The sequence below is a fragment of the Shewanella sp. SM20 genome (genome assembly GCF_025654545.1).
In the GTDB taxonomy this organism is placed as follows: Bacteria; Pseudomonadota; Gammaproteobacteria; order Enterobacterales; family Shewanellaceae; genus Shewanella; species Shewanella oncorhynchi.
The window spans coordinates 1-15,216 of record NZ_JAKKRK010000033.1 but is presented as its reverse complement, the minus strand read 5'-3'; the positions used below and the strand labels follow the sequence as shown (position 1 = coordinate 15,216).

Annotated in this window: 12 protein-coding genes and 1 pseudogene; 10 read left to right on the top strand and 3 right to left on the bottom strand. The window is 45.8% G+C overall.

Features of this window, described 5'->3' with window-relative positions; translation table 11 throughout:
* Positions 1 to 191 precede the first annotated feature (191 nt).
* The 4 genes from hslR to L5M18_RS14405 all read left to right on the top strand — a co-directional run bounded on the left by hslR (position 192) and on the right by L5M18_RS14405 (position 5,022).
* On the top strand, positions 192 to 590 hold the full coding sequence (gene hslR / locus L5M18_RS14420) for a ribosome-associated heat shock protein Hsp15 (protein WP_011848177.1): 399 nt from the start codon (positions 192 to 194) through the stop codon (positions 588 to 590).
* Between the two features lie 14 nt (positions 591 to 604).
* On the top strand, positions 605 to 1,465 hold the full coding sequence (gene hslO / locus L5M18_RS14415; protein WP_105250990.1) for an Hsp33 family molecular chaperone HslO: 861 nt from the start codon (positions 605 to 607) through the stop codon (positions 1,463 to 1,465).
* Positions 1,466 to 1,663: 198 nt separating this feature from the next.
* Positions 1,664 to 3,205, top strand: a complete 1,542-nt coding sequence (locus L5M18_RS14410) for a phosphoenolpyruvate carboxykinase (RefSeq protein ID WP_173497001.1) — start codon at positions 1,664 to 1,666, stop codon at positions 3,203 to 3,205.
* Positions 3,206 to 3,462: 257 nt separating this feature from the next.
* Positions 3,463 to 5,022 carry an AbgT family transporter gene (locus L5M18_RS14405; protein WP_263197478.1) on the top strand — a complete coding sequence of 520 codons (1,560 nt, stop codon included), beginning with the start codon at positions 3,463 to 3,465 and terminating at the stop codon, positions 5,020 to 5,022.
* Positions 5,023 to 5,217: 195 nt separating this feature from the next.
* Here L5M18_RS14405 and L5M18_RS14400 read toward each other — a convergent pair whose 3' ends face one another.
* Entirely contained in the window at positions 5,218 to 5,574 is a 357-nt protein-coding gene (locus L5M18_RS14400; RefSeq protein WP_263197475.1) for a hypothetical protein, read from the bottom strand.
* Between the two features lie 499 nt (positions 5,575 to 6,073).
* On the opposite strand from L5M18_RS14400, the gene L5M18_RS14395 reads away from it, so the two are divergent.
* The 3 genes from L5M18_RS14395 (at position 6,074) to L5M18_RS14385 (ending at position 10,903) form a co-directional block, all read left to right on the top strand.
* Complete coding sequence (locus L5M18_RS14395) at positions 6,074 to 7,324, top strand: dicarboxylate/amino acid:cation symporter (RefSeq protein ID WP_105250986.1); 1,251 nt, start codon at positions 6,074 to 6,076, stop codon at positions 7,322 to 7,324.
* A 272-nt stretch (positions 7,325 to 7,596) separates the two neighbouring features.
* Entirely contained in the window at positions 7,597 to 8,733 is a 1,137-nt protein-coding gene (locus L5M18_RS14390; RefSeq protein ID WP_173242572.1) for an FUSC family protein, read from the top strand.
* 133 nt (positions 8,734 to 8,866) lie between these two features.
* Complete coding sequence (locus L5M18_RS14385) at positions 8,867 to 10,903, top strand: M14 family metallopeptidase (RefSeq protein ID WP_263197473.1); 2,037 nt, start codon at positions 8,867 to 8,869, stop codon at positions 10,901 to 10,903.
* A 25-nt stretch (positions 10,904 to 10,928) separates the two neighbouring features.
* Here L5M18_RS14385 and L5M18_RS14380 read toward each other — a convergent pair whose 3' ends face one another.
* Entirely contained in the window at positions 10,929 to 11,696 is a 768-nt protein-coding gene (locus L5M18_RS14380; RefSeq protein WP_263197472.1) for a class I SAM-dependent methyltransferase, read from the bottom strand.
* 270 nt (positions 11,697 to 11,966) lie between these two features.
* On the opposite strand from L5M18_RS14380, the gene L5M18_RS14375 reads away from it, so the two are divergent.
* The 3 genes from L5M18_RS14375 (at position 11,967) to L5M18_RS14365 (ending at position 14,346) form a co-directional block, all read left to right on the top strand.
* A complete protein-coding gene (locus tag L5M18_RS14375; protein ID WP_263197471.1) occupies positions 11,967 to 12,752 on the top strand; it encodes a hypothetical protein in 786 nt (261 codons plus the stop codon).
* A gap of 309 nt (positions 12,753 to 13,061) precedes the next feature.
* Positions 13,062 to 13,532, top strand: a complete 471-nt coding sequence (locus L5M18_RS14370) for a hypothetical protein (protein WP_263197469.1) — start codon at positions 13,062 to 13,064, stop codon at positions 13,530 to 13,532.
* 121 nt (positions 13,533 to 13,653) lie between these two features.
* Positions 13,654 to 14,346 (top strand): hypothetical protein, encoded by a 693-nt coding sequence (locus tag L5M18_RS14365; RefSeq protein ID WP_263197467.1) that lies wholly within the window; start codon positions 13,654 to 13,656, stop codon positions 14,344 to 14,346.
* 626 nt (positions 14,347 to 14,972) lie between these two features.
* On the opposite strand, the pseudogene L5M18_RS14360 reads toward L5M18_RS14365, so the two are convergent.
* A pseudogene (locus L5M18_RS14360) lies at positions 14,973 to 15,216 on the bottom strand (IS4 family transposase); the annotation flags it as partial.

The following is a 15,216-nucleotide window of genomic DNA, read 5'->3' as shown; positions in this document are numbered from 1 at the left end:
TCATGCTAACCTAGGCAGCATTTGGCAACAAGCCCATAACAGCATTCAAATTGGCGAAAATAGGCCAATTATGCTAACTTTGCCCGCCATAAAAGGGTGTGAAGCACGCCACCCTTTAACATAATAGAAATGCTCTTCACGCATTTTCTTGCTCGGCATGTGAACTCATCGATCTTTTAGCTGGAGACACTATGACTCAAGGTCAAAGCGATAAAACAGACATTCGACTCGATAAGTGGCTTTGGGCTGCACGTTTTTATAAAACCCGTGCCATCGCCAAAGAAATGATTAACGGCGGCAAAGTACATTACAACGGCCAGCGTGCCAAATCTAGTAGGAATGCCGAGATAGGCGCCGTCCTTAAGATACGCCAAGGATATGACGATAAAGAGATCGTCATAAAAAAATTATCGCAATTACGCCAAAGTGGTGCGATTGCACAAGAATTGTACGAAGAAACCGCGACAAGTCTGGCTAAACGGGCCATTAATGCTGAGCAACGACGCCTCCACATGCTCAATAACCCGATACCCGATCAGAAACCAGATAAAAAGCAACGACGCCAGCTCATGCGCTTTAAAGACCTTTAACAGTGAGATACACGATGAACCAAGATACTTTACACCGCTACTTGTTCGATAATGCCGATGTGCGCGGTGAACTGGTGCAGTTACAAGACAGCTATCAACAAGTGATCAGCGCCCAAGAATACCCAGCCGTACTGCAAGTGCTACTGGGTGAATTAATGGCAGCCACCTCACTATTAACCGCTACATTGAAATTTAGCGGTGATATCAGCGTACAGTTACAAGGCAACGGCCCTGTATCTTTAGCGGTGATCAACGGTAACAATTTACAAGAGTTACGCGGTGTGGCTCGCTGGAATGCTGAACTCGCCGATGATGCTAGCCTCACAGAACTCTTCGGCCAAGGCTACATGGTCATCACCTTAACACCCGACGAAGGTGAACGCTACCAAGGTGTCGTTGCACTAGACAAGCCAACACTTGCGGCCTGTGTTGAAGAATACTTCAATCAATCTGAGCAGTTACCTACGGGAATTTGGTTATTTGCCGACGGCAAACAAGCGGCGGGCATGTTCCTACAAATTCTGCCAAGCCAGCAAGATCACAACGCCGACTTCGAACACTTGAGCCAACTGACGTCGACCATCAAGGCCGAAGAGCTATTTACTCTTGATGCAGAAAGCGTGTTACATCGCCTCTATCATCAGGAAGAAGTACGCTTATTTGATCCTATCGATGTGAGCTTTAAATGCACTTGTTCCCATGAACGCAGTGCCGGCGCGATCAAAACCTTAGATCAAGCAGAAATCGAAGCCATACTCGCCGAAGATGGCAAGATAGAAATGGGTTGCGAATATTGCCACGCTAAATACACCTTTGATGCCATAGACGTAGCAACCTTATTTGCTAACGGTCAAACATCAACAACCCAGCAGTAAAACGACTCCCGCTAAAAAATGGGCGCCCTATTTGGCGCCCATTTTTTATTCATACCTATAATCCCCTCACACATTGCACTCGGCTTAGGCTACAATCGCCCTCACTTTGTCACCTAGCACGACTCAGGCGATAAATAAAATTAAATCGGCAGACGATCGATATTAAAATAACCTTACAAATCAAATGGAGACCTCACTATGGCGGATGGATTAAACCGCGTTCACTTTAACCCCTCAACAGCACAACTTGTCGAATTTGCCCTGCTACGCGGCGAAGGTGAATTGACAGCCAATGGCGCATTAGTTGCTAAAACAGGCGCTCGCAGCGGTCGCTCACCTGGCGATCGTTTCATTGTAAGAGAACCCAGTTCAGAAGCTGATATCGAATGGGGCCCAGTCAATCAAGCTTTCGATCCAGGTGCTTTTGAAGGTTTATGGGCACGGGTTGAAGCTTACCTAGCCGATAAAGAACTGTTTGTATCTGATCTCGAAGTCGGTGCCGATACTGAACATTACCAACCAGTACGTGTTACTACACAATACGCTTGGCACCAACTGTTCGCCCGCAATCTATTTATCATTCCTGAAGAATTTAATCGTAAAGACAAACCAGTGTGGCAGATCATCAATGCCCCTGACTTTGTTTGCGTACCAGAACGTGATGGCACTAACTCAGATGCGACCGTGATTTTAAACTTCGCTGAACGTAAAGTGCTGCTTGCCGGCCTGAAATACGCTGGCGAAATGAAAAAGTCTATGTTCTCAGTGCAGAACTTCCTACTGCCAGCCCAAGGCGTGCTACCTATGCACTGTTCGGCCAACGTAGGTAAAGATGGCGACACTACGCTGTTTTTCGGTTTATCTGGCACAGGTAAAACCACACTTTCTGCCGATCCAAAACGCTTCCTGATCGGTGACGATGAACACGGCTGGGCACCCGGCGGCGTATTCAACATCGAAGGCGGTTGCTACGCCAAATGTATCGACTTAAGCCAGAAGAATGAGCCCGTGATTTGGGATGCGATTCGTTTCGGCACTGTGCTTGAAAACGTCGTTATGGACGAACACCGCGTACCTAACTACAAAGACAGCAGCCTGACGGAAAACACCCGCGCAGCCTATCCGCTGGAGCACATTGCCCAACGTAAAGAAGACAACTGCGGCGCTGAGCCACATGCGGTTGTATTCTTAACCTGCGACGTATCTGGCGTATTACCACCGGTTTCTATCCTGACCAAAGAACAAGCGGCATACCACTTCTTGTCTGGCTATACCGCCAAAGTAGGTTCGACTGAAATCGGCTCAACCTCGGCGATTCAATCCACCTTCTCAACGTGCTTCGGCGCACCTTTCTTCCCACGCCCTGCTGGCGTGTACGCAGAACTGTTGATGAAGCGCATTGAGTCATTCGGTAGCCAAGTGTACTTAGTCAACACAGGCTGGACTGGCGGTCCACACGGTGTAGGTAAACGTTTTGACATCCCAACCACCCGCGCCATCGTCGATGCGATTGTCAGCGGTGAATTGAAAGATGTGGAAACTGTCCACTTAGACACCTTGAACCTCGCCGTTCCTGTGGCAGTCACAGGCGTAGACAGCAATTTACTCAACCCAATCAACACTTGGGGCGACAAAGCGCTATATGCCGAATACGCCCAGAAACTAGCAGAAGCTTTCACTAAAAACTTCGCTAAGTATCAAGTGTCAGACGCTATCCGTAACGCAGGTCCAAAGGCATAAGCGCGTAGCGGCTCTGTTCGGTACGATTATTGAGTCAAAAATATCGTTCTATAAAAAAGCGCGGGTTCAGTCATGAACCCGCGCTTTTTATTTGCGGCTAAATTGATTTAGTGACGATGAAATCCACCCGCACTAAAGTCACTGCGATAGATTTTTATGTGTTTTATTTCTTATCGATTAGTTAAACCAAGCTTAAATTAATGCTGCGTTTTTATAATCGCCGATAACAATCATCATTTTTAGGAAGCGGCACCCAAATGGAAAATCATAAACCTGTCACTGGATTCCAGCGATTTCTCAATGGCGTCGAAGTCGTCGGCAATAAACTGCCTGATCCGGCGGTATTATTTGCGATGTTTCTGGGCTTAGTCTGGTTGATCTCTTGGGGATTATCGGGTGTCAGTTTTGATGAAATCGACCCTCGTACTGGTAACCCCATTCAAGTCGTCAATATGCTCGAAGGCGGCGCACTGACTGCATTTACCTCGAACATAGTCTCCACCTTTGTGACTTTCCCGCCGCTAGGTGTGGTGCTTGTGGCCATGCTGGGCCTAGGCGTTGCTGAACATACTGGCTTTATTAATGCAGGGCTGCGCTCCATTTTATCTGTTACCCCCAAGATGTTACTCACCCCGGTATTGATAGCCGTGGGTATTCTGAGCCATGTCGCGGTTGATGCGGGTTATGTACTCGTTATCCCACTCGGCGCGGTGATCTTCTATGCCGCGGGTCGTCATCCCTTAGCCGGTATTGCCGCCGCTTTCGCTGGCGTATCCGGCGGTTTTTCTGCAACCGTTGGCGTGCCATCCAGCCTTGATCCTATGTTAGCGGGCTTAACTCAGGCAGCGGCAAGATTATCGGCCGATCCCGCGGCCGCCACATTAACGATTAACCCACTGAATAACATCTTTTTTACTTCGGCTTCTGCCATTTTAATTATCTTAGTTGGCTGGTTCTTAACGGATAAAGTTATCGAGCCGCGCCTAAAAAACACTGCGGTGAATGGCGATCCCAGCACGCTCCCAACCCTAGATGAACTGCAACCCCATGAGCGCCGCGGACTCAAATTCGCCATGGCCGCCATGTTGTTATGTGCTTTAGGGCTGGTGTTTACCGCCTATGGTGACAACTCTGCCTGGCGTGGTACCGATGGCGCCCTAACCAGTGCCTCGGCCCCCTTAATGCGATCCATTGTGGCGATTATTTTTGTGTTCTTCCTAGTGCCCGGCATAGTCTATGGTTACGTCGCTGGCACGGCAAACAATCACAGAGCCATTATTCAAGGCATGAGCAAATCCATGAGCGGCATGGGTTATTACATCGTCATGGCCTTCTTCTGCGCCCAGTTTATTTATGCCTTTGGTCAATCTAATTTAGGCGCATTAATGGCCATTAAAGGCGCGTTGGCGTTAAAGGAATTAGCCCTTCCTATGGGCGTGACTTTGGTGGGAATTGTGTTTCTCACCGCGTTCGTCAATCTATTAGTGGGTTCCGCTTCAGCCAAATGGGCATTGATTGGTGCCATTATGGTGCCCATGTTAATGGAACTAGGTGTGTCACCGGATTTGACTCAAGCCGCTTACCGAGTGGGCGACTCATCCACTAATATCATCACCCCGTTGATGCCTTACTTTCCGTTGATTGTGGTGTTTTGCCAAAAATACGTTAAGGAATCAGGCATCGGCACCTTAGTGGCACTGATGTTACCGTTTTCAATCAGTTTTCTTTTACTTTGGAGCGGTTTCTTACTGGCATATTGGGCCTTAGGCTTGCCTCTAGGGATTGGCAGCTCATTCACCTTCCCAGCAATACCCTAGGGCGTTCAAGAGGTATTCAGAGTGCTTGCGAAATCGAATTCATAATAAACAGGCGCTCAATACCTCAATAACCACTAAATGGTGCACAACTTATTACCTCACCTTAAACGCAAATGCCGACGTTAACCGTCGGTATTTACCGCTAACAACACGTAATTTTATTTTATATAGAAACAACAAAATAAAAATAAACACTTAAATATCTATAAACGCATCTCTCTCATAGTAAAAGATAATGGCTTCAAGTAGTTCCTGCTCACTTGGCTGGGCTTTTTGCTGCTTGAGGTTATCGATCACATCCTCGATTTGATCCATGTTTAGCAGATAACCATAGTCACTCCGGCCTAAGCTATCCTCAAAGACATCGATTTCGTCATCCGATAGGTCTCTCATATCATTCACTATCGGGAATAATGGAGTGGTCAGTTGCAGGGATTCACCTTCATCAAGATCTTGATAAACCAGCCAATAACTTAATCCAGGTTGTTCGACGCACTTTCTTATCCAACACTGTAACGATTCGGGCGGGCCAAAAAATGAGGTGATGTTCATAATGTCCTCGAAATGGAGTTGTCATAGGGAAAACTGAGTGAGTCACAGAGTTGAATGGTCATGGAGGTTTTTTAGCTATTAACCACTCTCATGATTCATACAAGTAAAAGATGGGTGACCAACGACTCAAGCCGCCCCAAGAATACGAGAGGATATCTGCGCCCATCAAAGTAAAAATCACAATTCATCAATTCGGCAGTTAAAATTCCATAATTAAATAAGCTTTATTCATTTTTAAGCGCATAAATTTAAGCATTCCTCATTTAACGTTAACGTGATTTAGACTTTGGTTATTTTGAAACCAAGGTTAGTGATGTTTCACAATCCCCTACTATGCAATTGTGGTACTTTACTCGGTCAAAAATGTCGGGCATTTGCCTTTAACATAGAGTGAACCTTTAGCCTAGAGTAAGCCTTAATCATTAAAGCTTGAGTCGTCTAGGTTCAAATCGTCTGTGCATGACACAAAATGCTGCGGCAACTGGGGAGTTTCGCAAGAATGAAGAGCAAGAGTTTATTAGGTAACATTGGTGTGCAAGTGGTTATTGCCATGATTATCGGCGCACTGGTGGGTTTTATCATGGGCGAGAGTGCAAGTGTGTTTGCACCACTCGGAACCATTTTCATCCATTTAATCAAAATGCTAGTGATACCACTGGTATTGGTTTCTATCATCAGCGGCGCGGCGAGCTTAGGTGATAGCCCATCGGCGGGTAAAATTGGTATTGGCACTTTCGGCTTTTTTATTGTCACGTCGGGCTTTGCCGTTGTGCTTGCACTCTTGATGGGTAATCTGTTCCAACCGGGTGCAGGCGTTGATTTTACCGCCCACAGCAGCACAGACTTGATGGAAGTAACCAAGGAACATGGCGCATTGCCCGGGGTAATGGATACCTTTATCGGCATGATCCCAACCAATGTGTTCGAGTCACTGAACGGCGGTAACATATTACAAATCTTAGTCTTTAGTATCTTCTTCGGCATCGCACTGACTAAAGTTAAAGGCGATGGCGCTAAGCCTATTTTGGCCGCACTCAACACAGTCGTCGATGCCTTTGTGTGGATGATCAACTGCGTGATGATCATTGCCCCTATCGGTGTATTTGGTTTGATGGCCGATTCTGTCGGTACCTTCGGTTTCGATGCACTAGAAGTCGTGTTTAAGTTATTCGCCGTATTTGTGGCTGCGATTCTGATCTACGGCTTTATCTTCTTCCCATTAGTGGTACAACTCTTCTCAAGAGTGTCGGCGCGCCAGTTTATTTCGGCAATGAAGAAACCACAGGTGATGGCATTATCGACCGCCTCTTCAATGGCGACTCTGCCAGTGAATATGGAAACCTGTGAGGAAGATCTTAAAGTCTCTAAGGCAACCACGGCTTTTGTATTGCCGTTAGGCGCCACCATTAATATGAGCGGCAACGCGATTTATTATGGTTTAGTGGCCATGTTCTTCGCCCAAATGTATAACGTTGATCTGTCGATGACAGCCTATGCGGCCATCATTTTCACCTCAACCTTAGGTGCAATTGGTCAAGCTGGTGTGCCGGGCCCATCCTTCTTAGTGGTGGCAGTGCTGTTAGCTGCAGGAATTCCTATCGATGGTTTACCTTTGCTGTTTGCGTTAGACAGGGTTTTTGACATGATCCGTACCGCACTCAATATCACTGGCGATGCTGCTTGTGCCTTGATCATGGATAAATACACAGAAGTTGACGTTAAAGCGGATAGTGAGCGCAGCTTAAGCTAACTCAAACACTTTGAATATAGGCTTGAATAGGCAACGCTTATTCAAGCCTTTTTTATCTGCAGCACGATATAATGGCCTGCCTCTACACGCATCAGTTAAGCCTATTTAATCTGAGTGTTAATGTGATCTCTCCCGCGCCATCCACTAAGCTCAATTTGCTAGATTTCGCAATTTACATTTCTTTATGGCGCTATGGCCGCAAGTGACATGGTTTTTCTGCGATACTGCCACCAGATTAACATCGCTAAGTTAGCTCAAAGGAATTTTGCCCTATGTCTGTATTTGCCCCAGCCACACCCTTTGCCGACTTTATCTATCGCCATTTCCGCTCAATCCACGCCCTAAAGCTCGGGCTAGCCTTACTCGTTGCTGTCACTATTAATGCCATTTGGGCGCCACCGCATTTTATTTGGAGTATGGTCACGATAGTGATCATTATGATGAGCTTACCTCAGGTAGGCGGCGCGATTGAAAAGTCGCTACAAAGGGCTATAGGCACTTGTTTAGGCTCAGCTTATGGGGTGATGTTAGTTGCCACTGTGGACAGTTATTGGCTAATTATGAGCCTGCTGATCTTAGCCGTTAGCTTGATTTGTTTTATCTCGGCCGGACGTTACAGCTATGCCTATTTAGTGGCCGGATTTACCATCATAATCGTCGTCGGCGACGCCAACCATGACACCTCTGAGGCACTATGGCGCACGGCCAACATCCTCTCCGGCTGCGTGATTGCTATTTTGGTCTCACTGTTCATTTTTCCGATTAAAGCTAAACAAGATTGGCGCTCCCAACTCACCCATGCCATCGACAATATGGCCGAAGTATTAGCCGAGCACCTTAAGGCACCCGCCAATCATGAGCTCGATTTTCGCGCTAGACTAGAGGCTGCGATGAAAGCCGTACTCACTCAAAAGAAACTGTTTTTCTCCTTGGAATGGGAAAGTCAAACCCTCAAAAAACACAAAGTGCTACTGTCGCAGTTAGCCAATAAACAAGTGCGCTTAATCACCTTACTTGAACTCTTACCCTTAACCCGCTGGCAGGAAGAAGACAAAGACGCCTATCTGCAGATTAATGCGGTTGCCTCTGAGCTTGCCTTCTATTTGCAACAACTTGCAGAATTTGTAGCGGGTAAAGCTCAACAATTGCCGACACTGCCAGAATGCTTAGATCAAGAATTGCAACACAGACTCCAGCTTGCCCTAGTCGCAGCCACTCAAGCATCAACCGCAGATCCAGTGACAGCCGTAAACGACCAAGTGCCGCAGGGATTTGCGCTCACAGGTTATAGCTGGCTAATTTATCAGCTCGCGATTGCCGTCGAAGCACTTTATAAAGACATTGCCATTATCGACATTGCCTATCACAAGCGGCCAGCTTCTCAGATAACGCCCAACAAAACGGCTTAGTCGATTTTCCCATTTCGCTTAGTGCTTAAATCCATGTCAGAAATGCCGGATAACCCTTAGCCGCCCTTGCGTTAACGGGGCGTTTAATGAAAAGATACCGTCCTAATAAAAATTCGATAGATGGACTCTTTTCATGCGCTTGTTTTCTTTCTCCGTTATCGCCATTGCCTGTCTCTCTACGGGCAATCTGTACCCTGGGAATGCTTTTGCCAATGATGCGAAAACCACAGCCCAAACAACTCCGGCAGCCACTATGGCGCAAGCCTCTACCACAGAAACATTGGCAGTTGGCTCCCCAGTAATCACAACGTCACAGGATGCAAGTCCAGCAGCGAATAGCCAAGCGACTGAAACTGCGACTAATGTACTGGCCGATACCACAGTTACGGCGCCAGAAGCACAACCAGCGCCCATTCCTGAACGAGCCAACACCTTTGTCAACGATGCGATTTTACCGCCAAACATCACTTGGTCTGGCGCCAGCGAATCGCTCATGTTAAGTGTTGATAGCGAGTGGGCGACTCCCTTTGAGCAAAGTGGCGGTATTGAAAGTCCAAGCTACGATGCCACTATCGCTTGGCTCGACAAACTCGCGGGCGAGACAGATAAATTACAAAAGGTTAGCTTAGGTAAGAGCCCACAAGGGCGCGATATTTGGATGTATATCGCCAGCAGCGAAGGCATTAATGAATCGGCACGCCTCAAACAAAACACTAAGCCGACAGTGCTAGTGCAGGCGGGAATTCATGCAGGAGAAATCGACGGTAAGGATGCCGGCATGATGCTACTACGTGACATTATCCAAGGCGATAAAAGTGCCCTGCTCGATAAAGCTAACCTCTTGTTTGTGCCTATTTTTAGTGTTGATGCCCATGAGCGCAGCGGCGAATTTAATCGTGTAAATCAACGTGGCCCTGTGAATATGGGCTGGCGCACTACGGCTAATAATCTCAACCTTAACCGCGATTATGCTAAGGCCGACAGCTTAGAAATGCAGCACATGCTGCGCGCAATCAACGTATGGCAACCGGATCTGTATATCGATGTCCATGTTACCGACGGCATCGACTATCAATACGATGTTACCTTTGGTTATAACCTTGCCCAAGGCTTAAGCCCTGCGAGCTACCGCTGGCTCGAAAACAGCTACAGACCTGCGGTTGAAGCCGCATTAACGGAACAAGGCCATATTCCCGGCGCACTGATTTTTGCCGTGGATAACGCCGATATTAACAAGGGTATGTCGCTGTGGAATCCAAGCCCGCGCTTCTCTAACGGTTATGGCGATGCTCGCCATTTGCCCACCATTCTGGTTGAAAACCACAGCCTAAAGCCCTTTAAGCAAAGGGTGCTCGGCACTTATGTGATGTTAGCGCAAACCCTCAAAACCGTGGGTGAACAGGCGACAAAACTTAAGAGTGCGATTCAAGAAGATAAATACCGCGCCTCACCGCTAATCACCCTTACTTGGAAATTAGCACCATTAGAAAAAGGCTGGGATTTTAAAGGCATAGATTATCAACTTGAAAAGAGCCCCATCAGTGGTGCTGAAGTTGTGCGCTGGACAGGTGAACCTAAGCTTTACCCTAACTTGCCTGTGATGGCTGAAACTGTGCCCGACATTAAGGTCACTCGTCCGAGTGCTTACTATATTCCCGCTCAATGGACTCAAGTGATTGATCGTCTTAACGTGCATGGCATTCGCATGACCACGCTCAAAAAGCCAACCGAGTTAAAATTGCAGCAATATACCCTCAGCAATCCCGTGTTTAACACTAAGGATTTTGAGGGCCGCCAAACGGTCAAAGCCGAGTCAGAGTTAACCAAAATCAGCACCACTCTGCCCGCTGGCACCATTAAAATCAGTACAGATCAACCGCTAGGCGATCTGACGATTTTACTGCTTGAGCCGCAATCACCAGATTCTTTACTGCAATGGGGGTTCTTCAATCCTATCTTCACTCATACTGAATACATTGAAGATTATGCGGTAGAGCCACTGGCGGCCAAGATGCTAAAAGATGATCCTAAGCTACAAGCTGAGTTCGACAAAGCACTGACCAATGCAGAGTTTGCCGCCGATCCTGAGGCACGCCTACGCTGGTTCTATGAACGTAGCCCTTACTACGATAACCAATACCTTAAGTATCCGGTTTACCGTAGTCGTTGATCATCGCGATTACAAAAGGTTGTGATTACGCAGGCTTACGCGCACTGATGCTATACACCAAGGGCACCTTCTGCCCTTGGTGTGTTAACACATAACGACCATCTTCTTGCGCTTCGAGCCCTTCAAAGCAGTTATAGGGGCTGAAATCAAATTCGTGGAAAAACTCCAACACTAAGCCCGCCTGCAATAACGCATTGATCACTTCAGATAAACTGTGCGACCAGCACATTAAGGTTTGCTGATCATCACCGGTATTTTCGGTATATGTGCCTTCCAGCTCTATGTCTGGCTCACCCCGATTAAAATAGCTATAGCCATCGAACAACTGCTGCGCAGGATGGAACTCGGCCATGTAAAACTGTCCGCCGGGTGTTAAACAGTCGGCAACCGTTTGCGCCCATAGGGTTAAATCCGGCAGCCAAACAATGGCACCATAGGACGTAAACACAATATCGTGAGGCTCAACCTTGCTCGCCACACTGTAAACATCGCTACAGATAAACTCGGCGGACAACTGTGTCCGTTCTGCCAGCTTTTGCGCTTCAACAATCGCGACTTCTGACAAATCGACGCCTGTGACTCTCGCCCCTATTCGCGCCCACGACAAGGTGTCTAAGCCGAAATGACATTGCAGATGCAGCAAACTTTTACCTGCAACCTCGAGTTCACCTAGCTCAATTTCCCGCAGCGAAGTCTTACCACTAAGAAAGCCCGCCACATCATAAAAATCAGAAGTTAAATGTACCCGAGTGCGCGCATCCCAAGCCGTTTTGTTTGTTGTTAAATAATCCATCAGCATCCCTTCTTGTCTTTTTTGTATTTTTGATTCCGCGTGACTTACGGAGCTTAAACTAACTTAATAAATGAGCAATTTCACTAATCTATGAGTAAATCACCCATGTAGCGGACATGTCCGCACAGTGAACCCCGGACACTTTTCGGCTTAACTAATTGATTATAAATAAAAATTAAAATTGGCATGGGCTGTGCAATGTCTTATTCATCGCAAGACGACTCAGCACTCACCCAAAAAATCGAGTGCCAGATAAACAAGGAAGCTAACATGTCACTACGCCCATTTATATTCACCCTCGCTTTTATAGTGTTTTTTACTGCTGGGGTATCGCTCACTGGCTGCATTCTTAATGTGAACGCAGCAGGCATGCCAGACTTAGACCACCAACAACGCGAACTCACACTAGATAGCCAAGATTTACAAGGCCTGATTGCAGAAACAGGCGCAGGCAGCTTGGAAATTATCGGTGTCGAAGGCCTCAGCCAAATTAAACTCGTCGCCGACATCTATAGCAATAAGGATGGCAACGATGACAGCAAAGTCATTCTCACCCTTGAGAAAAAAGCCAATAAAGCCAAGCTCAAGGCCAACTTTGAGCAAGCAGATTCTAATAATAACTCGCCCTATATAGACCTAAAACTGCAAGTCCCTGCGAACTTTACACTGGATATAGATGACAGTTCAGGGGCTATTTTGATCAGCAAGATGACGTCGGACATGAACGTCAAAGACGGTTCGGGTGAACTCACTATCAACGGCGGTAACAATGTCAGCATTGATGATGGTTCAGGGGACATTGAAGTCAGTCAAATCAACGGCAACCTAACCGTTGAAGATGGCTCTGGTGCCATCAAGGTGACTGATGTTCGCGGCAATATCGCCATCGATGATGGTTCAGGCAACATCGAAGTCGCCAATGTGCAGAGTCCTGTGACCATTACAGATGGATCAGGCGACATTAATGTCTTTAACACTAAGGGATTAACGATTCTTGCGGCGGGTTCTGGCGATGTGAAATTTAACAAAATCGACGGCCCAGTAAGCATGGAATAACGCGCCGTTTTACTACCCTACACCCAAAGGTTTTACCCACTTCCCGGCGTAGAGACTGATGTTGCAACGGTTCCCAGCCAAGATGTCAGTCTTCTACCCACCCTTTTAAGCGTGTGCCCGACTTATGCATTTATGCCACTAACCCCTTGTAGTGGCATTTTTTTATACCGAAATTAAGCTTGAGTTTGCAGAAATGATGTTGATTTTATTCAGACCGTTACGCTTTAACCTTGTGGATTTGCTAAGATTGTCAGCCTTCCCACTTCAATAGTCGAAAAGTCACACTGTATTGCCAGTAAGGTCGAGAATATGGATCAGTTTTCGGAATACCAAAAAGAAATTGAAGCGCTTTCTCTATCGGATAACCCTAGACAGATAATGGAAGGACTAGGGGATATTTGTTTTGATGGCGAATCTTTTTATCGCAACGGCAATAAAGCCCTACCCAAACACATTTTCAAGCATATTTACGCCTTAGATGCGCACTCAGACTATTTATCACACGCCAGGACTGTCGCAAAAGCCTTTCTTATAACCTTGGAAGAAATTCCCCCTATCTCCCTAGAAGATGTTATTTTACAGATAAAGCATGAGCATGCCTCATTAGCTACACATCAATTAAATCTGCTGATTGCAAAGCGTATTTTTAGGGAATTTAGTCACCATCAAGATGCTATCCACATCACTATGCAATATCTCACCCAAGCCGAGGCACTTACCCCTCTGAGCAAGAGTGACCTTCGCTTTAAAGCTTTAGTCAGCTCAAATAAGAGTGAGTAAAGGGATAGCGTGACAGAATAAATCATCAGAATTTAGAGGCGCTTCTCAAAAGAAATGCAAAAATATACCGGAAGAGATCAACGTTCTGAATTCGACAACCCAATTTTAATTAAGTGATAATATGGACATTTCATCTTTTAAGAAATATATAAAGTTAGCACCAGAAAATGTTTCAGAATGGCAGAGATGGGAAAATTCATTACCTACCTTCGATTCTATATTACCAATATTGGATTATGTATATAACGCTGAGTGGCAGCGAGATGATTGGAAAGCCATAATGGCATTCATTCGGAAAGGTTATGTTGAGCAAAATGAATCATCTGAATTGGTTGACGGGATTAAGCATGTAAATATATTCAACTCCAAAGTTATTAATCTAAAAGTTGATGTCGCAATTTCATTAAACTGCTCCATTGTTCGTTCATTAGAGTCAATTAATTTATGCTCAGACTCAGTTGAATCATTAAGTGTATCCCATGCAAGCAAACTCTCTGAAATTACCGGAAACACCCAGAATTTAAGCTACTTATCTTTAAATAAATGTCAAAAGTTAGATTTTGGTTCTATCATTTCAACGCTGGACAACGTAAAAATTTTAGACCTCAGTGGAAACCCACAGTTGTCCAGTATTGACGAGTTGCGTGGAAATAAAAATATTTTTGCGTTGTATCTTGTTGAAACAAATGTAATTAAGACTAAAGAGACAGTAGAAATCTTGGCTTCGATACCAAACTTGAAAAAACTTTGGATTAAAGCAAACAAAAAGGAGTTGGAACTTTTAAGAGAAGCCCTACCAGAGATTGTAAATTAAGCATAGAAAAAGGCCGGACATGTAGTTCGAGAGCGCGAAAAGATCTGTGTAAGTGGCATTCTTAAGCTGTTGAATGGAGTTCAGAATACCAATAGCAGACAAACTTATCGCTCAGCAGAAGAAAAATCGACGCTCCCCAATGCAGACCAGTCTTTGGTGATAAAAAAGGCTTAAACACTTGATTTATTATGGAAGTTAATCGTTAAGCTATTAAGCACTGTCATTCTAGTGACTCGCCGCCCTTCGTTTAACAAGAAATGTCCCTATAGGCTCAACGGCGGCATCTGCTGCATACAGAAGTGCAAATGCCGCGAGCTAAATCGTATTCTGTTAGTCTGAAACAGCACCTAAGCGTGACATGAAAACCAAACGAACAATCTCAGCAGTCATATCTCTTTAAGCAAGTTAGCCACGATTAATAGCTTACGCAGCGAAATTTAACAATGGACCTTGATAAAGAATAGTTAACACCTCTTTTAAAATGCACTTTTGCGCTTTTTGGCGCCGACATTATTTTGATTGCTAAGTGCTTACTTCGTATATGCTTTGATGTAAGCGTAATCACTATTTTTTTCACCTTTAAATAAAGATACCTCGTAAAGCCCACCTAGCTCTGAAGGATCCCCTCATAAATCAGCCATAGCATAGCCATATTTGAGCAACTGATTGGCGAATAATACCCAGGCCGCCAGCAATTCTTTCTCCGTGATTTGATAATCAGGCCGCCTGAGTACCTCCAATCCCAAGCGAATCGTTGAGAGTACCGTTCGATGCCCAATGGTATTGGCCTGAAAATGCTTATCCCAGCCCTGTTGCTGTGCGTGTAAACCAACTAGCCACAACAGGCATTGAACACAACAGGCATTGAAC